The following is a 24,491-nucleotide window of genomic DNA, read 5'->3' on the forward strand; positions in this document are numbered from 1 at the left end:
GGCCCTCCTTTATGCGTGCTCGGAACGTACCTCCGCGAGGCTATTTATCTCGTGTCCGTGTAGCGGGGGTATGCGAGTCGAAGACGAAGACGGAATTCGGACAGTGACGTTCGACCGGCCGGAGGTCAAAAACGCGTTTACCGCCGACGTCGCACGCGAACTCTCGGAAGCACTCGAAACAGTCTCCTTCGAAGAGTTCGACGCCGTGGTGGTGACCGGCGACGGCGACGCGTTCAGCGCCGGCGGGGACATTGAGGCGATGGCCGAACGCGACGAGACGGCACGCGAGTCGTACCAGCGCGTCCGCGAGACGCTCGGCCGTGTCGCTGAGGCGATTCTCACTGCGCCAGTTCCCGTCGTCGCTCGCGTCAACGGCGACGCCGTCGGCGCAGGGATGTCAGTCGTCGCCGCCTGCGACTTCGCCTACGCCGTTCCTGACGCACGGTTCGCCGCGTCGTTCGTCAACGTCGGATTGGTCCCCGATGCTGGCGCGACGGTGACGCTCCCCGAACTCGTTGGCCTCAGGGCGGCCAAAGAATTGGCCTTCACTGGGAAACTCGTCTCGGCGGACCGCGCTGCCGAACTGAACCTCGTCAACGAGGTTGTCGACGCCGACGAACTGGACGACGTTGTAGACGAGACGGTCCATACGCTCGCCTCGCGTCCGACCGAGACGCTCGCACTCGCGAAAGAAGCGATTCACGCGAACCTCGGTCGCCCATGGCGAGACGGCCTCGAACGAGAAGCGCAGGCGCAAACCCTCGCGTACGATACTGATGCGCACGAAGAAGGGGTTTCGGCGTTCTTGGAAAAACGCCGACCGAATTTCGACTGAAGTGCTGTTCGGTGTCGGTTAGTTCAGACCGAGGAACTCCTCGGCGTTCTCCCAGAGAATCTTCCGTTTGACCTCGTCGGGTGCGTCGAAGGACTCGTCGAAGGACTCGAACCACGTCTCCGGCCGAATCATCGGGTAGTCGGTGCCGAACATGACCTTGTCCTGCAGTATCGTCTTCGCGTAGTGGAGGACCTGGTCGTCGATGTACTTCGGAAGCCACCCCGAGAAGTCCATGTAGACGTTCCCCTTCTGCTGGCAGATGGCGAGTTGCTCTTTCTCCCACGGGAACGCCGGGTGGGCGATGAGAATCTGCAGGTCGGGGTGTTCTGCTGCGACGTCGTCGATGAGCATCGGGTTGCCGTACTTGATTTTCAGGCCACGGCCACCGGGTGACCCGGCACCGAGCGTCGAGTTTCCGCCGTGGAAGATAACGGGCACGCCGAGGTCCTCGATAGTGTCGAACAGTTCTGTGTGTGCGTCGTCACTCGGGTCGAACCCCTGTGCGATTTGCTGGAACTTGAACCCCGAGAGCCCTAGGTCTTCGACACAGCGGATAGCCTCTTCGACACAGTCGTCTTTCAGTGGGTCAACGCTGCCGAACCCGACGAAGAAATCAGGGTACTCGTCGCGAATCTCGGCGACGTAGTCGTTCGGAACTGGTGGGTTGCCAGTGTTCGTCTCGGCGTCCCACCCGAGCATAATCGCCTTTCCGATTCCGTACTCGTGGTACTCCTCTATCATGGCCTCGTAGTCCCACGTCTCCATCTCGGTGCCGAACTTGTTCGCCGCGTCTTGCATCATCTCGCCGCCTGCATCCCGAAGGAACTCCGCCGTCGGTTGGTGTGCGTGCGTGTCGATTATGCGCGGCTCGTCGAGCGAATCCCTCACGGTCATCGATAGACGACGGTTGCCCGACGATAAAAATCGAACGGAGAATCTCACGAGCCGCGAGAAGGGAATGGGTGGGTGCGACGGTGATGGCGTCCGACGCGGGTACCTGTTCGTCGTGGACCCCTCTAAACGTCCAGCCAAACAAATTAGGGACGGTCAGGGTTGGCCGTCGAATGCCGACGTAACATAATTATCACAATAGCTATGAAAGTAGTATAGAGTAAATATAAAGATATAAATGAAGAGAGACAGGGACTCGCGTACGAACAGATGCATATTCTGAGGTTCGTCCAAAGAAGCGTGATTGTCTATTTATTCGGGGCTACAATATCACATTCGGTGTCGATACCCTGAATTAGTTTTTCACAGTCTCCGTGAAGTATTTTGGATAGAGAATACTATTTTTTCACTCATGTTCGCTCGTGAGACGGTCCCAGTGACGACCCGGATACGACTGTGTCGGACCGTGGGAATTCCGCGCGACGATGGTCGCCGTCGCCGACGTTCTGTCGTCTCGCTCTTCGGTCGATTCCTCGTAGTAGAGGACGGTCATGTCGAGACACGCCCGAAGGAGTTCGTTCGACTGAAATCGATACCGGTCGGTGCTCGGTCCGACTGTCGCCGGTGACGACGACTGCAGGTGGTGCTGGTAGAAGAGGATGCCACCCGGTTTGAGCGCCGCCTTGATGTCGCCCAACCGGTCGAGTGTCCGAAAGAAACTGAGTGTGACGACGTCGTATGCATCCATGGGATACTCGTACTCGGTTGCGTCGGCTTGCACGGTCTGTACCCGATTCGAGATATCGGCCGCAGCAGCGCGTTCGTCGACGATTTCGAGGCCAGCGGCAGACTGGTCGAGGGCGTCGACGTCGTAGCCGTGCTGTGCGAGGAAGATGGCGTTTCTCCCGGTTCCGGCCGCAACGTCGAGTGCACGGCCATCGGGGAACGTATCGACGTACGCACGCAACACTGGCGACGGGTCTGGGTCTGTTGGATACGTTCCTTCACTGAAACGCTCGTCCCACTTGTCCATGGAGCGACTACGGACGCCCCCGTGTTGAACGTACGTCTCGAAGCGCCAGCGCTTTGCGACTCGCCACGTTCAGTGAACGTAATGGCGAAGATTCGACCCGACGAACTCGACGCGCGACTGGACGACACCACGGGTCCGTTCGTCCTCGACATCAGGCCGAAAGACCACTACCGACGTGGCGCAATCGACGGCAGTTACAACGCCCCGGTGTACGACGACGTTCGGTCGGGAGACGAAGACGCACTCCGCCGGCACTTCGACGACATCCCACGCGACAGGGACATCGTCGTCGTCTGCAAGATGGGTATCGTAGCAAAGCGAGCAACGAACGTCCTTCGCGAGGAAGGGTACGATGCGACGACGCTCGCCGGGGGAATGAGCGGGTGGAACGGCTATCAAAACGGGTCGTTAGGGTACAAACTGCGCTCCCTCCTCTGGCGTCTCTTCTGAGACGGGCACTCACGTCTCTCGTTCGCATACATACTGCCTTTTATCCGTGTCCAGCAGAGAGTGGGTAGCATGACGATAGAATCCGGCGACGCTGTCTCTCTCGAATACGTTGGCAAACTTCCCGACGGGACTGTCTTCGACACGTCCCGGCAGGACGTGGCAGAAGAAGCAGGACTCGCAGAGTCGCAACCGGACCGCGACTACGAACCGCTCACCGTCGAAGTCGGCGCTGGAACCGTAATCGAAGGCCTCGACGAAGCACTCGTCGGGATGGAAGTCGGTGACGAAGAGAGCATCGAGATTCCGCCCGAGAAGGCCTACGGCGAACCCTCCGAAGACCTCGTTCGCGAACACGACACCGAACAACTCCGCGAAGTGCTCGGTGACGACCCCGCCGTCGGGATGTACGTCCAGACTCAACAGGGTGGCCTCGGCGAAATCGTCGACGCGAACGACGAAACCGTCCGCATCGACTTCAACCACCAACTCGCCGGCGAGACGCTCATCTTCGACGTCGAAATTCTCGACGCGAACTGAGCGCATCCGTCGCGGATACCGTTTTAGACGACGTACTCGGGGACGTACCAGACGAGTAGTGTCGACACCGCCCGTCGAAAGCACTTATCTGCGGGCCAACCAACATGTACACCATGTACGAGCGCATCCTCTTTCCGGTCGACGAGACCACCGAGTCGAGCGCGATTCTCCACCACGCCAGTGAGATTGCTCACTGGTCGGACGGGATGGTACAACTCCTCTACGTGGCCAACACTGCCCGAGACAGCGTCACACTCGTCGACAACGAAGTCGTCGATGCGCTCGAACGGCAGGGCGAAAACACCGTCGCAGAAGCAGGGAAGATTCTCGACACACTCGGCGTCGAGTACGGAACCGACGTGGTTCAGGGCAACCCGGCACCGACAATCGCCGAGTACGCCCAGAAGTATAGCTACGACCTCGTCGTGATGCCCACCCACGCCAGACACGGAATCACACGACGACTCCTCGGGAGTGTCACGGAGAAAGTCGTCCGTCTATCGGAGGTCCCCGTCCTCACCGCACGGATGGTCGACGACGACGAATTATCCTTCCCGTACGACGAGATTCTCGTCCCGACAGATGGGAGTCAGTCGGCGAAGCCCGCCGCGAAACACGGTCTCGACCTCGCTGCTGCACTCGATGCGACTGTCCACGTCCTCTCGGTCGTCGACGACTCGTCTCTGGGCCCCGACGTTCGTTCGATGATGTCCGGCGATGAGTACGAACAGGCCGCCACCGACGCCATCGAGTCCGTCGCCTCCGACGCTCGTGGACTCGGTGTCTCGAACGTCGTCGAGCACGTCGAACACGGGGACCCGAGTGACCAGATTCTCACGTTCGTCGAGGAACACGACGTCGACGCAGTCGTCATGGGAACGACTGGACGAAGTGGTGTCGACCGGATTCTTCTCGGAAGCGTCGCCGAGAAGACGGTCAGGAACGCGCCGGTTCCGGTCATTACGGTCGCACCAGACGACGACCAGTGACGACCCGGTGAGAGAGGCACCATCCGGTCAGTATTCGGTTCCTCTTCGTGCGCGCTGGCCACTGTCGATTGGGTGTTTCACCTTTCGAACGTTCGTCACGAGGTCCGCCACGTCGTGCAGATACGTCGGGTCGTCGTGACTCCCGGTCAAGACGAGTTCGAGGTTCTCCGGTTTTTCCTCGACGAGTTCGAGCACGTCGGCCTCGTCGAGGAGGCCCATCGCGACGGCGTAGAGAATCTCGTCGAGGATGAGGAAGTGGACACCGTCTTCGGGGTCTCCGTCGGGGTCGAGCGGTTCCGTGAGGTCCGCGTTAGCCGACCCGGCGACGAGTTCCTTCGCTCGTGCTAATCCGGCATCTGCCTGTTTGGCGTGGTCGGCGTCGTCGCTACCGTCTTTCAGTCCCGCCCACCCGTAGTGACCGAGGTTCTCGTACGAGAATCCCGGCATCGCCGCGATTGCGTTGTATTCGCCGCGAACTGCTTCGACGGAGTCGGCCCCTCCCTTCATGAACTGGAGCATGTGGACGCGATAGCCGTGACCGGCAGCGCGGAATCCCATGCCGAGTGCGGCAGTCGTCTTCCCCTTTCCGTCACCCCACCACACCTGCACGAGGCCAAATTCGTCGGGGGCGGCGGGGTCGATGGCCGTCGCCTCGGGGCGGACACCGCGCCCGGGCGTGTTCTTCCGAACCGACGACGGGTCGGTATCCCGAGGTTCAGTCATTCGCTACCCTCCCATTCTGCGTCGACAGTGGTTCGTGCACGAAATCAAGTTCATTTTCGTTAGCAAAAGTTGTATTGAATCGGGGCGGGGCGAACAGACACGGGACAGGAGACAAGGAACACTGGACCAGAACCAACCGTGTCAACATTTTTATCTCATCACTGTAACAATCAACGAGAACGATACGCGTGACGGAGTCAAACAAGTCCTCAGAGCCAGTAGTCGTCGAACGCGGAATCAGATGCGCAATCGTCGCCGTGTTCGTCGAGGGAATTCGCCGTCGAAAGCCGGCAGCGATGGTGAACGCCGTCATCTCGCTCGTCGGAACGTTCATCCCCTGGATACTCGAACGAGTGTTCGGAACCGAGTTTCGGCCGTGGCAGCGCATCTACGTCGAGTCCGCCATGCTCACACACTCGGTCGGAATGCTCGGCCCGTACGACGACGTATGGTGGTGGGACCACCTCACGCACACACACTCGGCTACCGTCGTCGGCGGAGTCGTCCACGTCGTCTCTCAGCGGCGTGGGAAGGACCCACGGCCCCGTGTCGTCGCTGCTATCCTTTGTCTTGGTATCGTGTGGGAGCTCACCGAGTACGCGATTCACTTCGGTGCCAAGCGACTGGGAATCGAACCGATTCTCGTCTCTTACGGCAAGGTCGATACGGCACTCGACCTCGTGTTCAACCTCTTTGGTGCCATCCTCGTGGTCCTCTTCGGAGAGCGGATGTTGCAGAACCTCACGTCGGCGGACTGACTGTTCGGCGTTGGGGGCCCGACGAAACTGCTGTGCCCGCCGCGTGCGTCGAAATCGTCGTCAGTAGGTCGCTGCGAGTGTCACTCTCTGCTTCGCGCATTGTGGAGTGCGAAGATAAACACGACTGTCATCACGAACGCAATCGTCCACCCCACGGCACCGAAAATTGGTCTAACGTCTGTCAGTATCGCCGACCCGACGACCCACGACGCCGTAATCAGTGCGTACGCCAGTACCCGTCCGGTTGCGACGAGTGGTTGCTGTAACTGCAACCCTTCGACTTCGAGTTCCCCACGCTGTACCGTGTCGAGAACTCGTTCCAGTTTCGCTGGGAGGCGAACACTCGAACGGGCCGACATCGTCGCATCGTCTCGAACACCGTGGAACCACGTCTCTGCACCACGCTCGCGGTACCCGTGTGCAGCGAGGAACTCCTGTGCTGCGGAGAGAATGTCGAACTCGGGGTCGAGTTGTCGGAGGACGCCCTCGCTAACGGTGCCGACGCGGATGAGAAGCATGACGTTCGGTGGGATGCGGAACGGGAACTCGTGGAGGATGTCGTTCACTTCGAGCATGAGTGTGCGCCAGTCCGAAATCCCCCTCCCTTCGAGGTTTTCGATGGCCAGTTCGAGGACCTGGTTCATGCTCGACCGGTCCACGCTCCTATCGAGGACGCCGAGGTCGATGAGAACGTCCATCATCTGCTCGGTGTCCCGTGCGGCGGCGGCCAAGTAGAGGTTCACGACCGCATCTTGCATCTCGGGGGTGAAGGTCCCCGTCATCCCGAAGTCGTAGAAGACGATTCGACGACGACTGTCGACACCGAGGTTGCCGGGATGCGGGTCTGCGTGGAAGACACCGTCGACGATACCCATCTTGAAGTACGCGTCTGCGATTTCGTGTGCGATTTCGGCAGGGTCGAACCCGGCGTTTCGGAGTTCGTCAACGTCCGTTATCTTCGTACTCTCGACGTACTCCATAGTCAACACTCGTTCAGACGACGCCTCCGAGTACAACGTCGGTATCTTGACGTCGTCGACGTCAGCGAAGTTCGCACCTATCTCGTCCATCATTCGCCCCTCTCGGTCAAAGTCCAGTTCCTCTTTGATGACGCGTTCGAAGTCGTCGGCGAGGTTGCGAAGCGAGAAGTGGTGTCGCCTCGGGGCGATGGCGATGACGAGTGGAAGGAGTCGCCGAACCACGCGAAGGTCTACGTCGATGATATCGACGACGTTCGGACGGCGAACTTTGACAGCGACGCGCCGTCCATCGTATCGTGCTTCGTGAACCTGTGCGAGTGACCCACCAGCCAACGCGTCCGGGTCGAATTCGTCGAAGGAATCCAACCCGATATCGGCCGCGACGATTTTACGTATCTCGTCGAACGGTCCGGGCGGGACGGTGTCCTGAAGCGTGATGAGTTCTTGGGCGTACACCAACGGGACGATATCCGGACGCGTCGAGAGCACCTGTCCAATCTTGATGAACGTTGGACCGAGGTCGACCATCGTATCGCGCAACTTGCGGGCCCGTTCTCGATGCTGCTCTTCGGTCACGACTCGGGGACGGCCGACGAGGACGAAACGACGGTGGTCCCGGAGGAATGCGACGAAGAAAGGGAGAAAGCTGAGTGCAATCTGAACGAAGCGACGCGGATACTGGAGCATTCGATTCCTCGATTGAGTGATACTATCGCTGGGACCAAAAACGTAGAGGCGGGGACGTATCCACTCGTCCGCCTGTCTCACCTACTTCGAACGTGTCGAAACCACCACGAGTCACTGACGAATCACCCACGGATGGTCCCCGGGTACCGAAGGTGACTGCCGGAACGGTCAGTGAGTGACGGCCACCCGAGTGGCGGGGTTGGCTCTTCACGCTCCGAGAGTTGTGCTTCGACGAATCCGACACGAACGTACACGTCACGGTCGAACTCCGCGGTCAGTTGGTCGTCCCACCGTTGTGCGAGGTCAGGTGGAATCTCTTGGTCACGCGGGACGGCGATGAGAACGTTGACCTGCGGTTCGTTCCCGAGGAGTATGTCCACCGGTTCGTAGGTGACGGAGACACTCACGAGTTCGACACCCGGGAGGTCGGCTTCTTCGAATCCCGCTTGGAATTCGTTTTGCACTTGTCGTTCGAACGACTGCGTCTGGAAGGTGGTGAAGGTGACCGCCCCGAGGACGAGAGAGAGGACTGCGATGCCGACTGCGATGACGGCAATCCGACTGAACAGCGACGACTTGACCCCTTCGTACTTCCCGGCTTCGAGCGGTTTGAACCCGGAAAGGTAGAGGAGGATGAGTGCAGACAGATTAATTGCGAGCAGGTTGACGAGAACCAAGACAGCAGCCGCTATCGCGACACCGGGCAACCCAAACGCGATTCCGAGGCCAGACGTCGCTGCTGGCGGGACGAGTGCGACTGCGATAGCGACCCCAACGAGTGTCGACCCAGAACCCCGGATGATACTGATACTCCCGGCGAGACCGGACCCGAGAGCGAGGAAGAGCGACAAGAAGTTCGGACTGGTTCGCTCGGCGACCTGTGGAATCGACGTGATATCGAGTTGGGGGGGAATGAGAATCGTTTGCTGGAGGAGGAAGCCCATAACCGCACCTGTCGCAATCGCGGCGAGCAGACCTGTCACCTGAAGCATCACGCCACGGCGAGTCATCTGCTGGTCGTTGAGGATGGTGCCGACACTCGCAGAGATGGCAGGGCCCATCAGCGGTGCGACGACCATCGCACCGATGATTGTCGCTGCTGAGTCGAGTAACAGACCCGTGGTTGCGATAATCGTACTCAAAATCAGAAACGCGAAGAACGTCGAATTAGCCGGTGCAAGGTCCTGAGCCCGCGCGTACAGTTCTTCACGGGAAATCCGAAGACCGGGGAACCGCTCGACGAGTGCCGAGAGTCGCTGTGAGACAACCGTTTCGGTCGGGAGGACGATTGTATACGTGTCCTCCCGAATCCCCGCTTCGGTGAGTTCGTCCATCACCGTTTCGACACCACTGGGTGGGACGGGGAACTGGACCATCGCTTCGAAGTCACCCCGACCAACCTCCTCAAAAACCGCGTAGTCGATACCCTGTTCATCGAGTGTCGAGAGAACGCTCTCTCGGGTTCCTTCGGGTATCAACACCTGAACGAGACGCATAGACCGTATATGCTCTCTACGATAATAAAACTGGGAGCGAGATGACATAAATGGGTGCACGTCTTCGTCGTTCGTCGTGCGACCGGTTCGGAATCGACGGACAGGAACGAGGGTGTTACACGGATACGTCCGTAATTCGGTATGTGAGTATTCGGAGACTGTGTGCTCCGTAGACAACTATCGTCGCCGAACAAACTGGGGTGTTTCCCGGATGACTGACCGAACCGGTCAGTTTCGAATATCGATGCGAATCTCGTGGTCTTCGCCCTCGTCGGTTCGGTGCCCACAGAACGGACAGTATTCGTAGTAGTGAGCACCCGCTTTCACGTTGTAGCCCGCTGTTTGGTCGCACTCGATGCGAGTCGTAGCGCGTGGGGGCTCTGGGGGTGCTTGTCGTGACATACCACCCGGTGGACCGTAGTCGCATTTATACTTATTCGTCGTATGTTTGTATTCTATTTTGGTCGACATTCGCTCAGCGCGAGACACACGCGTATTGCTACCAATCGACACAGACGAACGTGCTGGGACCTTCAGTCGGAGGGGACAGACCCGTCTTTGTCGTCGTCCACACCCCCAGACTGAGGAGAGTGGCCGGCGTCGTCACTCCCGAGTTCGGGTTCAGACTCGTCTTCAGATTCGACTCCGTCGGTAGGTTCCGAGAGGAAGTCTCCTGTCGCCCTCGGTCTACCGACTATCTCCGGGACGATGTGCCGAGCGCACTCCACCACGACGATGAGTAGCAGTGGTCCCAAGAAGACACCGTACCATCCAAAGAGGAGTGGACCAATCGTGTACGCTAACATGACTGCACCGACGTGGAGGGACCGCCCTGAGACGTACGGTCGCAGGAGTTGGTCGGGAAGCGTATCGACGATGACGACAGAGACGACGGCGAAGAGGACGACGAACCAGAGTGCCGACGGGTCGGTGAGGAGGGCGTCGACGAGCAGCAACAACGCGAGTGGGACCCAGACGACTTTGATACCGATGACGGGAATGAGGCTTCCGACACCGGTCAAGAGACCGAACAGTGCTGGTTCGGGGATTCGGACCGTCGCTGGCGCGACGAGGTTGAGTGCGCTGTAGGTTGCAGCACCCAGCGCACCAGTGAGCACGGCGTTGAGGATGTTTCCGAAGTAGACCTGCGTGAGGTCACGGTCTACCGCTTCGAGGTACGATTCGAGCACGCTGTCGTCACTCATGAACGTCGAACGCGCCCACGCGGCGATTCGGTAATCGTCACGGAGCAGGAAGAACACCAAGATGAGTGCGATAAACAGGTGCAAGCCGACGTTCACGACGACGGCGAGCGACCCAGAGATGGTGCTGAGAAGGTCCAAGAGTCGCTGGCCGATTCCGTTCGCCAACAACGTCCCAGGGTCGGTGAGTAAGGCGCGAAGCGTGGACTCTGAGACGGCGAGCAGTTCCGGGAACGACGGTATCGAGTCGACGCCGGGAATCGGTTCGGCAGTCAAGTCCCGTCCGAGGAGGTCACGTAGTCCGCGAACCGCGACAGAGATAGTCCACACCACGAGGACCAACACGGGAATCGCCACGCTCACGAGGGCCAACGTCACCGAGAGCGTTCGTGAAGGGACACGGTGGCTGATTCGGGCGTGAACCGGCCGGGTCACGTAGTAGAGGAACAACCCGAGGACGAACGTTCCAACGTACCGCCACGTGACGTAGATGACGAGTCCGAAGAGGAGCACCGTCAGCGCCCACAGTCCCGCCCGTTCCCGAGAGAGTCGCAAGTCGACGACTCGCCGAGTCATCGACCGACCTCCGTCTCGCTGAGGCGTTCCATCCCGCTCGATTGTCCACCGCACGGGTGGTTTGAATTGTGAATCGACATCGTATCCTCACACGCGCCGTGGCGAACCACGAACTCGCACTCTAGGCGTTCAAAAGAGATGTACGCCCCGCTCAGGCGGCAGTCGGTTCTTGGCCGAACGCTTCACGGAGAGCGTCTTCCTGTTCGGGAGAGAGGTTCGTCTGGAGAACCTTTGGTGCGAGTGCTTCGAGTTCTGGGACGACGCGTTCGCTCTGAGATTCGCGGACGAGCAAGAACAACGCGGAGTGGCCGGGCTCGATAGTGTCGCCAACCTCTTTGATGAAATCGTCGTCGATACCGTAATCGGCGAACTTCCCGGAGAGCGCCCCGGTCACTGCACCGACGGCCAATCCAAGCCACGGTGCGAGGAACAGGAGCCCGATGAGCATCCCCCAGAACGCACCACCGAGTGCACCAGTTCCGACGAGGCTCACCGCCTGGTCGACTTTCGTCTTCCCGTTTTCTTTACGCACGACGATGGCAGCGTCGTCGAGTTTGATTAGCTCTTGTTTCTGTAGGTCGTACAACTTGTCACGGGCGCCCTTGGCACCCTCCATGGTGTCGAACGCCAGCACCACTAGGCTACTCATTGTGAACGTCAATTCCACGTGACGGATTATCAATACTATTCACGTGTTACGAGAATGTCGTGACGAGCGAATCATATCGCACCGTGGAATATTCGGTGAGAGTCGTGTGTCAGGCAATCCAATACGTGACAGGGCCGTCTGCCACCGGGACCACCGTCCCAGAGACCACGTCGACCCGTCACAGGCTTGTCGAATTCGAAGTCCGAACAGTCTCGATACCGTGTACTCGTCCGCCCCTGAGAACGTCACACACACAGTGCAAATTGCTTAATCTGTTTTCTCACCAATCTAACAGGCGTCATGAGTACGACACCAGAAGCCTCGGGTCCGGCCGACTCCGCATCGAACACGATTCAGACAAACTGGCGGTGGATTGCTGCCGCAGGAGCCATCATCGCCGTCATCGGCCTACTCGCGGTACTCGCACCGTTCGTCACTGGCATCTCGATATCGTTCCTCATCGGCGTCTTCCTCGTCGTGAGCGGGTTCCTCCACTTCATCGGGATATTCAGAGCGAGAAACTGGACGGGGGCCATCTGGGAACTCGTTCTCGGTGTCGTGACCCTCGCTGCCGGGATAATTCTCCTGCTCAATCCGGTCTTCGGCCTCGTCACGCTGACGCTCCTCGTCATCGCCTACCTACTCGTGAGCGGTGTGGTGGAAATTGCGATGGGGATTCGTCTCCGCGGCGAACCGAACTGGTTCCTGAGCATCGCGAGCGGTGCAATCGGTCTGCTCTTGGGTGTGATGCTCTGGGCCGGACTCCCATCGACCGCAGTGTGGGCGGTTGGTCTGCTGTTCGGCATCAACCTCCTCGTGAGCGGTGTCTCGATGGCACTCCTCGCCTACAGCGCCCGCAACGTGACAGCTGCTGCCGAGTTCGAACAGGCCGCAGAAGCAGGTGGCGTCTAACTCTCACCGGCGGCGTCGGTGACTGTGGACGAGGTGGGAGACGAGTGTCTGTCCCTTCTGGCTACGATTTTGGAGGCACGTACATGGGGGCGTCCACACCCAGTTGGTAGCCATCGGTGCGTGCGACAGCATTCAGGTACTCGGACATCGCGTACGCCATCCAGGCTTGTGCCCAGCGCATCAGCGTCGTCTTGACTGTGTAGAACTTGTGCTTCCGGTAGTAGAATCGTCCATCACCCGCATAGAGGTTCTCGATGGTCCACTCGATGATTCTGGAAGCCATCTCCAGGTCACCCGCAGCGGTGAAGACAGCGATGGCAGTCGCCGCGGCGTGGATGTCACGCGGGTACGACTTCGACTCGTCCCAGTTTGGCGCACCGTCGGCGTCGAAGAGGACAGTCCGATAGAACGCGAGTCCACGTTCGATGGTCTCGTCGTACCGCGACGAGTCACAGACGTGCTTGTACCGGAGGAACGCGTCGAGGATGAACCCGTTGTGGTGGTTGTCCATCGAGAGGTGCGAACTCGACGCCGGCACGCGGTAGGTCCAGCCACCGATATCGGCCTGCTGGTCGGCGATGAAGTCGAGAATTGCCGTCGCTCGTTCGAGGTCCGACTCGTCTCCGTAGTGTGCGTAGATATCCACGAGGAGTCGTGCCCCGAGTGCACCCGAGTTGAGTGTATAGTACGTGTCGGGGTGGTTCATGTGGTAGTTTATCTTCGCGCCGCCATCGACCTCTCTGTAGTCGAGGTCCTCGACGACGAAGTCCGAGGCCGTTCGCGCGACGGGAGCGTACACCGGGTCGTACGGAGACGCTGTGAGGAGTGCCTTCACCGCGAACGACGTCGAGACGACGTCTGGGTCGTTGGGGACGCCCTTCTGTTCCAGATGTTGAATCTCGTGTTTGTGGCCACCACAGAACCCGTGGTAACCGATGCTCCGATTCTCGATGAGCCAATCAGCGAGGCGTCTCGCTTCGTCGAGGTAGTCTACGCTCGTCTGCTCACCCATCGCCTGCGTGTAGTGGTGGTAGTTCAGATTCGCAATCGTGAACAGTGCAGTCCCCTTGTAGTTTCGACGTTGTTCGACGAGGAACAACGGCCGGACGTTGATTGGCGGACGTTTGACCATCTCTTGGACGGCGAGGTTGACCCACTTGTTTTCGAACGGAAGTGCTCGAAGCAGTTTGCTGCTCATCCCATCGCCGTAATCCCACCCCTTGTAATCTCGGGTACGTGCGTATTCGAGGGTGTCCGAGAGAATCTGTGTGAGTGGTTGCCCGCCGAACTCCACGGCAGGTTCTTGCACACTCGTCTGTGGGTGTTCGGAAGCGGAGAGAAGTGAGCCATTCTGCGACATAGTACTATCGTGAAAGACAGACGTTGACGGCTTTGTTACGAGTATCCTATGCAATCGAAAATCGGGCGACTGCGGAGTTACTAGTCCCATACGACGGAAGTGGCAGGCCAGAGCCCCGTACGGTCCCCCCTCTCAGAGAACTCGTCGCCAGAGGACGGTACATATGTGATAGCCAAACGCCCGATGTACGTCGTTTATTGAAACTAAGTGCGCGTATAACAAAACGGTAGAACCGCCACATTCCGTGTATGTCCACGAATCGGACGGGAGCGATGAAAACGCTGCTCGTTGGACTCGACTCGGCGTGTCTCCCGGTCTTACAACCACTCTTCGACGACGGTGAACTGCCGACGCTCCGCAGGATATTTTCGTCCGGCGTTCACGGTCCACTCGAATCCCAGATTCCACCATGGACGGCCAGTGCGTGGCCATCGGTGTACACCGGGATGAATCCCGGCAAACACGGAGTGTTCGACTTCCTCTCTTTCGATGGCTACGAGTGGAGCGTCGTCAACGGCAGCCATCTCAGAGAACGAACGTTGTGGGAACTGTTAGATTATCACGGGTTTTCGAGCGTCGTCGTCAACGCACCGGTGACACACCCATGTCGACCCTTCGATGGTGCCCTCATCCCGGGCTACACGGCACCGGAGAACCCACAGGGTCACCCTGTTGGTATCGTAGACGACGTTCGCGACGCAATCGGAGCGTACCGTGTGTACCCACGTGACCCCTCACCGACCGACGCCTCACCGAGCGAGCGGTACTGTGAACTAATTCGCATGCGTGGAGACGCATTCAAGTACCTCGTCGACCGCTTCGACCCGGACTTCGGATTCATCCAGTTCCAACAGACGGACACCGTCTTCCACGAACGACCCGGTGACCTCGAATCGGTTCGCGACATCTACGCCGAAGTCGACCGACAACTCGAAGCCATCCTCGACGCCTATCAGCCCGAGAACGTACTCGTCGTCAGCGACCACGGCATGGGTGAGTACACAGGCTACGAGTTCCGCGTCAACGAGTTCCTCCGTCAGCACGGGTTCGTCAAGTCCGTCAACGGTGGCCAAGGAATGCCGACGTGGGCGACGGTTCGAGACGCAAAACTCAGAGCGGGCATCGAAGCACAATCCGTCGAAGAGAGCCTCCCCGCCAGAGCGATGCAGTTTGTCGCCCGAACCGGCCTCACGAGTCAACGTATCGGAGGGTTCCTCGAACGAATCGGTCTCGACGAGTTCGTCGCGAACCGAGTCAGTTCCGACGTCATCAGCGCCGGTACCCAGCAGGTCGACTTCGAGCACTCTATCGCCTTCATGCGTTCGCGGACGGAACTCGGAATTCGAATCAACCTCGAAGGACGCGAACCGAACGGTGTCGTCCCGCAATCCGAGTACGAGTCGACCCGAGAGGTACTCATCGACTTGCTTCGAGACGTCACTGGCCCCGATGGGAGACCGGTGTTCGACGACGTCTCTCCCCGCGAGCAGTACCTCTTCGGCCCCAGAGACGACGATGCCGTCGACATCGTCCTCGTCCCGCGAGCGTTCGACCAATTCCTCTCTGCGATGCTCGACGACGACGTGTTCGGTGAGCCATCGGAACCGTGGAATCACAAACTGAACGGCATCGTCGCAGCAATCGGAACCAATGTCGACACGGACGTGTCCCTCGATGGGGCCCACCTGTTCGATATCGCACCGACGGTCCTCGCGACGTTCGGTATCGAAGCGGACGAACAAATGGATGGGAGCGTCCTCCCATTCGTCGACCCAGTTGGGAGACGGTCGTACCCAGCACTCGACACCCAGCCAGTCGACACGACGACAGACAGTCGAGTCGAAGAGCGACTCGCCAACCTCGGCTACATCGAGTAGGAAGTTCCTTCTCCTCTTTTCGTTCGTCTGTCGGTGAGCAGTCGTTGAAGACGGGCAGCACCGTCATCTGTCGTTATTCGTTGAATAACACGTTCGACAGAGACTCACGAGTGAGAGACTGACACCACATTTAGAAGGACCGACCAGCGGAACGACGAGAGACGCTGGCCGTCACCGTGTCGACAGGAGACGAGTCACGAAAAGAGTGGTTTGCCCGCAGACACCAGAAGAGTCGACGCGAGAGTTAGACGTATCCGAGGTTCTCGAGTCGCTCTGTCACGACGTCAGGCGAGATAGCGTCGTCTTTCGCCACCGTCTCGCTGGTGACGATATCTTTGCGTTCCCCGTTGTCGTAGACCGACGATGGAACTGTGACGAGTTCCTCGGTTGGGATTCCCGGTGAATCGGTCCTACTCACCAGTTATCGGCCTTCCTGACCTATAAGAAGATTATAACAAAGCGCTCAGGGTGTGCTGATATCGTACGAACAATGAGTATCGAAATCCGGTATGCATCCCAAGACGACATCCATCAGTGGGACCAGTACGTCGCGCAGTCACCACACGGAAATCTATTTCATCAGTACGCAGCGCTCGAAGTTCAAGCGAAGCACTCTGGTTCGGAGTTGTATCCACTCATCGGGTTCAAAGGTCAGGAGGTAGTCGGTCTCTTTCCGCTCTTCAAAATCTCGAAGGGGCCAATCAACACGGTGTTCTCACCGCCCCCCGAACTCCGCGTCGCGTATCTCGGACCCGTCTTGCTCAACATGGACCACATGAAACAGCGAAAACGCGAGAGCAGACACCACGAGTTCATCGACAGTTGTTTCGAGTGGGTCCAAAACGAAATCCGACCGCAGTACACCCACATCCGTCTCGACGGGGACTACGACGACCTCAGGGCGTTCTCGTGGAACGATTTCTCCATCTCCCCTTCGTACACGTACCACGTGGACCTCACCGAGGGCGAAGACGACGTGCTGATGAACTTCAGCAGCGACGCCCGGTCGAACATCCGAAACGCCCCTGAAGAGTCGTACACCATCGAAGAAGGCGGTCTCAGTGAAATCGACCGCATCATCGAACAGGTTTCGGACCGATACGAAGACCAAGGTGTGTCGTTCCACACGACTGCCGAGTTCGTGAAAGACCTCTACACGAACCTCCCAGAGGGACAAATCCGACCCTACACGCTCCGAGTGGACGGCGACTTCATCGGTGGGATTCTGGTGACAGATTACAAAGACATGGTGTCTCGGTGGCAAGGGGGCGTTCGAACCGACATCGACGTCGACATCGCGACCAACGACCTCCTCGACTGGCAGATTATGTGCGACGCGATGGACCGGGGCCGAGCGACCTACGACCTCGTCGGTGCAGACAACCGCCGCATCAACCGATACAAGTCGAAGTTCAACCCATCTCTCCACCCCTTCTACAGTCTCGAACGCAGTGAGGCGGGGATGGGGAAACTCGCACACATCTACAAAACCCTCCGTCAGCGTGCGTAACTCGAACACTTCACTGTCCACTGTCGGGTTCTTTTTCTAGGCCTCCACGCCGTCGTGACGAACGTGCACTGTCTCGAAGGGGCGTTCGCGAGACGACTCCCGACTGGTAAATCGCTCTGCTCGACAGTCGCCGTCTGCCGACGCTGGATTGGCGACTCGTTGGGGGACCAAACGACGACCGCGAAACGTCGTGTGGTCGTAGCCGAGCAGAAAAGCGAGACCATCGTTCGACCGCTCGCGTCAGTGGTAGATACAGTTTCGAGAACTCGTCATCGCATGTCACACTCACAATCTCGACCGGTCACTCTGACCAGCAGAGACAGAGATGAGTTCAACGGAATAGTGGGCAGGTAAAGAAGATCGGAGAGGAGTCACAGATGGGTCATTTGCGGTATTTGACGACAGCGATGAACAGTGTGACAGATATGAACGAGAGGAGAAGCGAAATTACAACAGTTCCATTCCCTACATAGTCATCTAGCAGACTTGCCCAGAGGACGAACGCACTGAACAACAAACCGAGAACAGGGAGTGGGTCATCGAGATCTTCGATGAGAGAACCCACGATTCGCTTTACATATTCATTCATTCAAAGAGACAGTTTGGACTGGGAAGATAAATACTATCTGCTGACACATATCCCATCTACCTATCGGCTGTTCTACGGGCCAAAGTCTCGAACGAATAGGATTTCAACAGAGCCAAATTTCCTACCAGTAGTAGGTCCTAAATACGGAGAAGTGGCGTGCCACGTGTAGCGTCTTCTGTGCGTCCAAGTGTCACGCCAAGTCCTGCGATTGGATGACGTCCCACGACTGCTCACCTTCCTTCGTGAGGCCGTACACGCGGCCTTTCTTCCGGTCTTCGGGGACGAGAAGTTCTACTTGCCCACGCTTTCTGAGTCGCTGAATCGACCGGGAGATGTTCGCAACGTGTCTGTCCGTGTCGGAGGCGATACGCGTTGGCGTCGCGGGCCCTTCGGCGAGGCGCTCGAGAACGGTCAATCGGTACTGGGAGCTGATAGCATAGCTGACCATGTCCCAATTGATGTTGTCGTTCGTATCAGATTGTCCGTCTTGCTTACTAGCCATTCATCAGATTAACAGCCAGATAATTACATAAAGTCTTTGGTCGAAATATATTCAGTATTTTCTGAACATCACGATAACATATACATCAGATAGTAGTAAAAAACACACCACCGTCGTAAAATACGATATTAACAAGAGCCAAATAAAAGATATACTGTCTCGATTAAACTCACATTTACACAGTCAAACTACAGAAAACCACCAGACTAAGTACAGACACACGAATCGTCGTGTTCAGCCATCGGCGTCGACACGTGAGTGGCCAGTTTCTGATAATTACTGGTACAAAACAAAATATGTTTTGATTAATACAACACACAACGTTCGTCTATCCGGACTAGTTGGGAGTCTCACTTCGTACGAGGAGAGATTGCGCGCGGTGGGATACTAAATGAATCGTGACTACTAGTTCGGAGCGAACGTCACGGAACAACGACAGCGATAGCTGAGAACGGGTTTGAACTGTGTCCGCCTTTCTCGACGACACACTACTGTCACGTCGGGTGTCTCAGCGCCCGCGGTAGTACCGTCGAGAGAGCGCGAACCCCGACGAGTAGACGCAATTTTCATATAGCGCTATACAGTTTATTCGTGTTAGTCCCAATTCCCGCCACAAGTTGCTAACTATCGTTGTCTGGCAGAGACAACGAGCTGAGTAATATCGTCAGTGATACTACTACTTCCTCAATTTGGTCGAAATCAGAGTCCACAGAACGAGTCACTCGGCAGGATACGGCGTGGAAGGCGGGACGAGAGGGTTTCGAGAGTCGCTGTGGTGAACTACTCGGTTCCCAAATCCTCACTCAACAGGCCACTCGTCTGCACCCAGTGGTTCGCCCCCGAGGAACGCCTCGATACCCTCGTGTGCGTCCGCCGTCGTACAGAGTTCCGCGAACCGTTCGTTCGAGTAGTCGAGTGCCTCGTCGTACTCGAGTTCGGTCATCTCGTAGAACGCCTCTTTCCCCATCTGCACGGCCACGGGACTCTTCGAGGCGATGGTCGATGCGAGGTCTATCGCCGCATCTCGGTGCTCACCCTCGGGGACGACGCGGTTGACGAGTCCCCAGTCGAGGGCCGTCTCCGAGTCGATGAGGTCGCCCGTCAGAAGCAGTTCGAGACAGCGTTTCCGCGTGAGTGACGACATCAGAGGGACGGCAGGACCCATGCAGAACAACCCGACTTTGGGGGCCGTCGCGCCGAATTTGGTCCCTTCAGCGGCGACGGCCAGGTCGCACGCAGCGACGAGTCCAATCCCATTCGCTGCCGCGTGCCCGTGAACAGCGGCGATGACCGGCGTTCGCATCTCAGTGAGCGTCACGAACGGTTCTTCCATCACCGCAACCCACGCCTCGTACTCGGCTTTCGTCTCGTAATCCGCGTGTTCAGAGAGGTCGATGCCGGCCGAGAACACTCGCCCCGCCCCTTCGACCACGATTGCCCGCACGTTCGCCAGTTCGTCGAACGCCCGTAACGCGTCGTCGAGGTCGGTAGCGAGTTCGGTGCTGAAGGTGTTCATCGCGTCGGCCCGATCGAGCGTTATCCGACCCACGTATCCGTCGTGAGTCGTCTCGATGGTATCCCACTGTGCGTCGTCTATCACGTCGGTCGACATGTGTGGACGATTCGCGAAGGTACGTGATAAAAGAAACCATGCACCACATTATGTCGACGACGTCTCGTCAGTCCGAGCGTCGACGACGCTATCGGCGATTTCGACACTCGCCACACCGAGGAGTGCACCGGCGACGACGTCGAGCGCCCAGTGGATACCGAGGTACATCGTCGAGAAGGCGACAGCGCTCGCGAGAATCGGTGCGACGAGTGCCCACACAGGATACTCCCCGTAGGTCCGAACCGCGACGAGTGCCGCCGACACCGACAACGACGTGTGAAGCGACGGGAAGACGTTCGTATTCACGTTCACTTGTCGTGTGAGAATCTGCGTCTGCGGATACGTTACGTAGAGAAGCGACTCGACCTGACCGGGGAGGAGGTTCCGCGGTCCGTACGAAATAAACAGGATGTAGCAACACAACCCGATACCGTAGTTGACTGCGTACGCGACTGCAGTGAGTTTCAACGGCCGACGGTCGGTGGCGACGAAGTACGCCACGAACGGGAAGGTGAGCAAGAAGACGTACCCCGAGAGATAGATGGCCGAGAGGACGGCTGTGAGTGTCGGCGTGGCGAGTGACTGGACGTGCATGACGAAGTTGCCCTCGACGGCGTAGATGAGACCGGTCACGTTCCACCCGAGAAGCCACGAGACTTCGGGACCGACGTCGCGTGCTAACTTGTTCACCAGCAGGACGACGACGAGGAGTCCGAGGTACTTCGACGCGTCACGAGCGCGCTCACGAAACGTCCCGTAGGCGTCTCGAACCCGCGTCGGTCCGACGATACCGAGCGTCGCGACGAACAGCGCTGCTGCACCGCCGCCGAGGACACTCACGAGCATCGACACGAGTGGTGGAGCGTTCATCGTTGGACTAGTAGTTCGCCGCTCTTCGAGTAGGTGTAGCCTGCGTCCTCGAACAACGAGCGTGCACTGGAGGTGTCGAGCGACCCCGTTCGGTGGTTACCGACGAATCGCAGTTCGTCGAGGACAGCGGTCCAACTCTCGCCGGTCGGAGAGAACTCTGTCGTCGCGAGCGGAGACATGACGCCGTAGGCGCGTCCGTCGAAGACCGATTCCGTGAGATACGGCCGGGCGACGAGTCGAGCAACCGCCCGCCTGAAACGAGGGTTGGTAAACGGTGGTTTTCGGAGGTTGTAACCGACGTGGTAACACCACTGAGAGACGCCGGTTCGGACGCTGATATCCGGTGTCGCTAAGGCCGATTTCACCGCGTCCGACGACAACAACCCAGCCGTCGCGTCGACGACACCGTCAGAGAGGAGTTTGATGGCAGACCCGCCGGACGGAGCGACGATGAATTCCAAGCCATCGAACGCGAACCCCCCCTCGAAACGGGCGAGCGACTCGTCGAGTGTCTGCGTCGCCAAGAAGTGCGCGTCGAACGGTTCCAACGAGAGCGACTCACGAAACGACGTCCCAGTCACGCGAAATGGCCCGCTTCCGACCGGTTCGAGGTTGTTGCGAACGAGCGCTTCGGTGACGCGTCCACCGTCGAGCCACGAGACACTCGTCGGGCGAGCGTACGGTTCCCAGACGTGTTCTGGGAGTATCGGCACCGACAACGCCCGGAGCGCGACAGCCTCGTCTACGTCACCGAAACCGAGATGGACCTCACGAGACGACGCCGCGGAGACCGAATCGACGAGTGACGCCCGACCACGATACTCTGGGGACGGGACGAGTTGGTCTAACGACCCGAGCGACGTGTCTGCCAAGAACCGGAAGGTGAATGCGACGTCCGCTGCCGTGATCGCGTTGCCATCGTGCCATTCGAGGTCGTCCCGGAGTCGAACCGAGAGCGTCGACGAGTCGTCGTCGAGCCAGTCCCACGACGCGGCCATCCACGGGTGCATCTCGTCGTCTAGCACCCTCCCGAGTGAGTCGTAGACGAGTCGAATGAACGTCCCATCGGACCGGAACGGCGTCGAAAGCGGGTTGAGGTTCTCCGTCGGACGGGCGTCGGTCATCGTCATTCGAAGTCGGTTCGTTGCCTGCGGCGCGTCAGTCGCCGTGTCTGTCGTCGCCGGTGTCGTCTGAGTGGATTCGTTCGTCGTCACGTTGCCCACGGCCGCAGTAGGTGGGACTCGCGACGGGAATCGTCTGGTCTCGACCGGACGGGCACCGAGGTACGCTGCGACCGAGTGGATTGGTTCGTCTACCGGCCAGTCGACTCTGTCCGGTCTCGTCGCGCGGGCCGTGTGTGGTATCGCGACGGGAGTGAACGGTTGGTTCTCGGCGATTCGGTGTTGGGCGTCAGTGAGCGTCGAGGTTCGGACGACCCCGCGTTCGGTCTGCTGCCGTTCGAGAAGCGAGTCGAGCGACAGGTCGCCGTACCCGAACGGGTTTTGCCACCCGACGTCGGGCGCGTACCGAGAGTGGAGAAGCGGGCGGAGGAAGTCTGGGTCCCACGGGAGTGGGAATCGATAGACGTACACGTCGAAGTCGTGGTTCAAGAGCACAGACCGAAGCAGTTCTTCACGGCTCACCGGAACGACCGACGCCGAGATACCGACCCGTTGGAGTTGCGTGGCGAGGTATCGAGCGACTTTGGTCGCGACAGCGTCCGCGTCGGCGGGGACCGTCTTTATCGAAAACGAAAGTTGTTGCTGGTGGTCGCGGGAGAACGTCGACTCGAGTTGCCTGATGCAACCGCTGGTCAGACCGACGCCTGTCAGGGCCAGAAGCGACCGTCTACTGAGTCGTGAAGTTGACATCGTCACGTGGAGGGCTGCTCGTCTCTATGTGCCTCTGAAGAGGGTTGGAGACCTTATTACACGGTGCCTAACTATATTAGACGCCCAGAAGGAGCGGCCACAGGAGGAGGGCCACCCAGAGACCGACGGCCGCCGGAAGTGCCACTCGCGTACTCTCGTCTGTCGCAGCACGGCGTGCCCCGACCACCGCCAACAGACCGAGCGAGACGAGGAGCACGAAGCGGTGCAAGACGAGGTCAATTGGGACGACACTGACGCCGACGAGGGCGAAATCGGCAACCAATCCGATGCCGTAGCCGAGGAATGCGAGACTGAACCAGCGTTCTGTCGCGGCATCTTTCGGGATACGAAGCGCGAGGTACGGCGGCGCAAACACGAACACAGGGTACAGAAGCCCTGCGATGACCTTCGGTTGATTCGGGGCGATGCCTTCGAGCGCGAGCGCTGCCGCTCTGACGACCAACGGGAGAGCAATCAGTGCCAAAAAGAGGGCGACGCTCCGCTGGAACCGGTCATCTGCGATGGGTGAGCGTTCGAGACGGTCGGTTGCAGTGTCGATATCGTCGGCGTCGATAGTCGTCGCGAGGAGGCCACCAACGCTTGCCACCACGAAGGCGAGCAGGGCGATGCTCGTCAGTCGGTGTGTCGACTCGGTTCCCAGTGAGAAGACGCCTGCGTCGAGAGCCTCGTCACGTTCCGCGTCGGCGTCGACTTCGCTCTCGACCGCCGTGTCCTCGACCGACGTATCGGACGCAAGTTGTGGTGGTGCGAGTTCGGTGACCGTCACCCACCCATCGGCGTCGAAGACGCCGCCATTCCCGTACCGCTCTCGTCGGACGTCGACGACGGCCGGTTGGTCCATCAGGTCACGCTCGACGGTGTGTTGCGGGCCGGCCAGACTCGTCACCGTGTGTCTGAGGCGGAACCAATCCCAGTAGTCTCGATGGGCCTGAATCGCGGTCCACGAGGTATTTCGACTCCCGACACCGTAGAGGCGGAGGTGGACGCGACTGCCGAAGTACGTCCCGTCGTGAAGTTGCATGGACTCGTCGACCCACCGTCCACCGGGGCCTTCGGTGTCGACGTACGTGTATCGGTCTGCACCCGTCGCCGGTCCCCAGACAGACTCACCCGTCTCCGGCGAGGCCTGCTCGCCAGCGGCCTCCTTCCACGACTCGGTCGTCTCGTCCCACCGCGCGTCCTGCGAGTAGACGAGGAGCGAGCGAACGCGCGCGGGGTCGCCCTTGACCACGAGGTTGATAGGCAACGTCAGCGTGTCGAACGACTTCGCTCGACTGGTGAACGGCCACAGGCGGTCTTCTTCGATGCCGACTGACACGAGGCTCACGTCTCGGGCTTCTTCGACACCGTCCGGTACGGCCGGCCCGCTGTCGAAGAGGTTCCCCGGCGTCACGTCGACGACGCTCACCGACGAAACGGCAGACGTCGACAGGACGACGAAGACCACGAGGACGACGAGGCCCCCGGAGCGCCGCGCGCGAGGTCGCATCCTTACACCCTTCAGCCGGTCAGAGACCCTAATTATTCCGTTGTTAAGTTGACGACGAAGTGGCATCGATGT

Annotated in this window: 23 protein-coding genes; 8 read left to right on the plus strand and 15 right to left on the minus strand. The window is 59.0% G+C overall.

Going from position 1 to position 24,491, the window contains the following annotated elements; all coding sequences use genetic code 11:
• Positions 1 to 70 precede the first annotated feature (70 nt).
• On the plus strand, positions 71 to 835 hold the full coding sequence (locus GJR96_RS17030) for an enoyl-CoA hydratase/isomerase family protein (protein WP_151164724.1): 765 nt from the start codon (positions 71 to 73) through the stop codon (positions 833 to 835).
• Between the two features lie 18 nt (positions 836 to 853).
• On the opposite strand, the gene GJR96_RS17035 is transcribed toward GJR96_RS17030, so the two are convergent.
• Positions 854 to 1,729, minus strand: coding sequence for an amidohydrolase family protein (locus GJR96_RS17035; protein ID WP_151164725.1), 876 nt, complete (start codon positions 1,727 to 1,729; stop codon positions 854 to 856).
• Positions 1,730 to 2,132: 403 nt separating this feature from the next.
• Positions 2,133 to 2,759 (minus strand): class I SAM-dependent methyltransferase, encoded by a 627-nt coding sequence (locus tag GJR96_RS17040; RefSeq protein WP_151164726.1) that lies wholly within the window; start codon positions 2,757 to 2,759, stop codon positions 2,133 to 2,135.
• Between the two features lie 81 nt (positions 2,760 to 2,840).
• On the opposite strand from GJR96_RS17040, the gene GJR96_RS17045 reads away from it, so the two are divergent.
• The 3 genes from GJR96_RS17045 (at position 2,841) to GJR96_RS17055 (ending at position 4,735) form a co-directional block, all read left to right on the plus strand.
• Positions 2,841 to 3,209: a rhodanese-like domain-containing protein gene (locus GJR96_RS17045; RefSeq protein WP_151164727.1), complete on the plus strand. Its 369-nt coding sequence runs from the start codon at positions 2,841 to 2,843 to the stop codon at positions 3,207 to 3,209.
• Positions 3,210 to 3,278: 69 nt separating this feature from the next.
• Complete coding sequence (locus GJR96_RS17050) at positions 3,279 to 3,746, plus strand: FKBP-type peptidyl-prolyl cis-trans isomerase (protein ID WP_151164728.1); 468 nt, start codon at positions 3,279 to 3,281, stop codon at positions 3,744 to 3,746.
• A 113-nt stretch (positions 3,747 to 3,859) separates the two neighbouring features.
• Positions 3,860 to 4,735, plus strand: coding sequence for a universal stress protein (locus GJR96_RS17055; RefSeq protein ID WP_151164729.1), 876 nt, complete (start codon positions 3,860 to 3,862; stop codon positions 4,733 to 4,735).
• A 27-nt stretch (positions 4,736 to 4,762) separates the two neighbouring features.
• Here GJR96_RS17055 and GJR96_RS17060 read toward each other — a convergent pair whose 3' ends face one another.
• Complete coding sequence (locus tag GJR96_RS17060) at positions 4,763 to 5,458, minus strand: cob(I)yrinic acid a,c-diamide adenosyltransferase (RefSeq protein WP_151164730.1); 696 nt, start codon at positions 5,456 to 5,458, stop codon at positions 4,763 to 4,765.
• A 188-nt stretch (positions 5,459 to 5,646) separates the two neighbouring features.
• On the opposite strand from GJR96_RS17060, the gene GJR96_RS17065 reads away from it, so the two are divergent.
• Positions 5,647 to 6,216: a hypothetical protein gene (locus tag GJR96_RS17065; RefSeq protein WP_151164731.1), complete on the plus strand. Its 570-nt coding sequence runs from the start codon at positions 5,647 to 5,649 to the stop codon at positions 6,214 to 6,216.
• Between the two features lie 80 nt (positions 6,217 to 6,296).
• Here GJR96_RS17065 and GJR96_RS17070 read toward each other — a convergent pair whose 3' ends face one another.
• The 5 genes from GJR96_RS17070 to GJR96_RS17090 all read right to left on the minus strand — a co-directional run bounded on the left by GJR96_RS17070 (position 6,297) and on the right by GJR96_RS17090 (position 11,773).
• Positions 6,297 to 7,883, minus strand: a complete 1,587-nt coding sequence (locus GJR96_RS17070; protein ID WP_151164732.1) for an ABC1 kinase family protein — start codon at positions 7,881 to 7,883, stop codon at positions 6,297 to 6,299.
• A 122-nt stretch (positions 7,884 to 8,005) separates the two neighbouring features.
• Complete coding sequence (locus GJR96_RS17075) at positions 8,006 to 9,379, minus strand: TIGR00341 family protein (protein WP_151164733.1); 1,374 nt, start codon at positions 9,377 to 9,379, stop codon at positions 8,006 to 8,008.
• Positions 9,380 to 9,607: 228 nt separating this feature from the next.
• Positions 9,608 to 9,781 carry a hypothetical protein gene (locus tag GJR96_RS17080; RefSeq protein WP_154326395.1) on the minus strand — a complete coding sequence of 58 codons (174 nt, stop codon included), beginning with the start codon at positions 9,779 to 9,781 and terminating at the stop codon, positions 9,608 to 9,610.
• Positions 9,782 to 9,912: 131 nt separating this feature from the next.
• Positions 9,913 to 11,157 (minus strand): AI-2E family transporter, encoded by a 1,245-nt coding sequence (locus GJR96_RS17085; RefSeq protein WP_151164734.1) that lies wholly within the window; start codon positions 11,155 to 11,157, stop codon positions 9,913 to 9,915.
• Between the two features lie 151 nt (positions 11,158 to 11,308).
• Positions 11,309 to 11,773 (minus strand): DUF1269 domain-containing protein, encoded by a 465-nt coding sequence (locus GJR96_RS17090; protein WP_191965923.1) that lies wholly within the window; start codon positions 11,771 to 11,773, stop codon positions 11,309 to 11,311.
• A 333-nt stretch (positions 11,774 to 12,106) separates the two neighbouring features.
• Between GJR96_RS17090 and GJR96_RS17095 the strand changes: the two genes are divergently transcribed.
• Positions 12,107 to 12,718, plus strand: a complete 612-nt coding sequence (locus GJR96_RS17095) for an HdeD family acid-resistance protein (protein ID WP_154326396.1) — start codon at positions 12,107 to 12,109, stop codon at positions 12,716 to 12,718.
• 61 nt (positions 12,719 to 12,779) lie between these two features.
• On the opposite strand, the gene GJR96_RS17100 is transcribed toward GJR96_RS17095, so the two are convergent.
• Positions 12,780 to 14,078 carry an antibiotic ABC transporter permease gene (locus tag GJR96_RS17100; RefSeq protein ID WP_225317785.1) on the minus strand — a complete coding sequence of 433 codons (1,299 nt, stop codon included), beginning with the start codon at positions 14,076 to 14,078 and terminating at the stop codon, positions 12,780 to 12,782.
• Positions 14,079 to 14,350: 272 nt separating this feature from the next.
• On the opposite strand from GJR96_RS17100, the gene GJR96_RS17105 reads away from it, so the two are divergent.
• Complete coding sequence (locus GJR96_RS17105; protein WP_151164736.1) at positions 14,351 to 15,955, plus strand: alkaline phosphatase family protein; 1,605 nt, start codon at positions 14,351 to 14,353, stop codon at positions 15,953 to 15,955.
• 244 nt (positions 15,956 to 16,199) lie between these two features.
• On the opposite strand, the gene GJR96_RS17110 is transcribed toward GJR96_RS17105, so the two are convergent.
• Positions 16,200 to 16,373, minus strand: coding sequence for a hypothetical protein (locus tag GJR96_RS17110; RefSeq protein ID WP_154326397.1), 174 nt, complete (start codon positions 16,371 to 16,373; stop codon positions 16,200 to 16,202).
• A gap of 72 nt (positions 16,374 to 16,445) precedes the next feature.
• Between GJR96_RS17110 and GJR96_RS17115 the strand changes: the two genes are divergently transcribed.
• On the plus strand, positions 16,446 to 17,465 hold the full coding sequence (locus GJR96_RS17115) for a lipid II:glycine glycyltransferase FemX (RefSeq protein WP_151164737.1): 1,020 nt from the start codon (positions 16,446 to 16,448) through the stop codon (positions 17,463 to 17,465).
• Positions 17,466 to 18,244: 779 nt separating this feature from the next.
• On the opposite strand, the gene GJR96_RS17120 is transcribed toward GJR96_RS17115, so the two are convergent.
• From GJR96_RS17120 to GJR96_RS17140, 5 genes are all read right to left on the minus strand, one after another.
• The gene (locus GJR96_RS17120; RefSeq protein WP_058572406.1) at positions 18,245 to 18,556 is read right to left on the minus strand and encodes a winged helix-turn-helix domain-containing protein; all 312 of its coding nucleotides are present in this window, start codon (positions 18,554 to 18,556) and stop codon (positions 18,245 to 18,247) included.
• Between the two features lie 799 nt (positions 18,557 to 19,355).
• Complete coding sequence (locus tag GJR96_RS17125) at positions 19,356 to 20,168, minus strand: enoyl-CoA hydratase/isomerase family protein (RefSeq protein WP_151164738.1); 813 nt, start codon at positions 20,166 to 20,168, stop codon at positions 19,356 to 19,358.
• Between the two features lie 48 nt (positions 20,169 to 20,216).
• A complete protein-coding gene (locus tag GJR96_RS17130) occupies positions 20,217 to 21,038 on the minus strand; it encodes a phosphatase PAP2 family protein (RefSeq protein ID WP_151164739.1) in 822 nt (273 codons plus the stop codon).
• Positions 21,035 to 22,909: an ABC transporter substrate-binding protein gene (locus GJR96_RS17135; RefSeq protein WP_225317786.1), complete on the minus strand. Its 1,875-nt coding sequence runs from the start codon at positions 22,907 to 22,909 to the stop codon at positions 21,035 to 21,037. The genes GJR96_RS17130 and GJR96_RS17135 overlap by 4 nt, the downstream gene beginning before the upstream one ends.
• A 76-nt stretch (positions 22,910 to 22,985) precedes the next feature.
• Entirely contained in the window at positions 22,986 to 24,419 is a 1,434-nt protein-coding gene (locus GJR96_RS17140; RefSeq protein WP_151164740.1) for a hypothetical protein, read from the minus strand.
• Between the last annotated feature and the right edge of the window lie 72 nt (positions 24,420 to 24,491).

Origin of the sequence: Haloferax litoreum (genome assembly GCF_009674605.1) — an archaeon.
Classification (GTDB): Archaea; Halobacteriota; Halobacteria; order Halobacteriales; family Haloferacaceae; genus Haloferax; species Haloferax litoreum.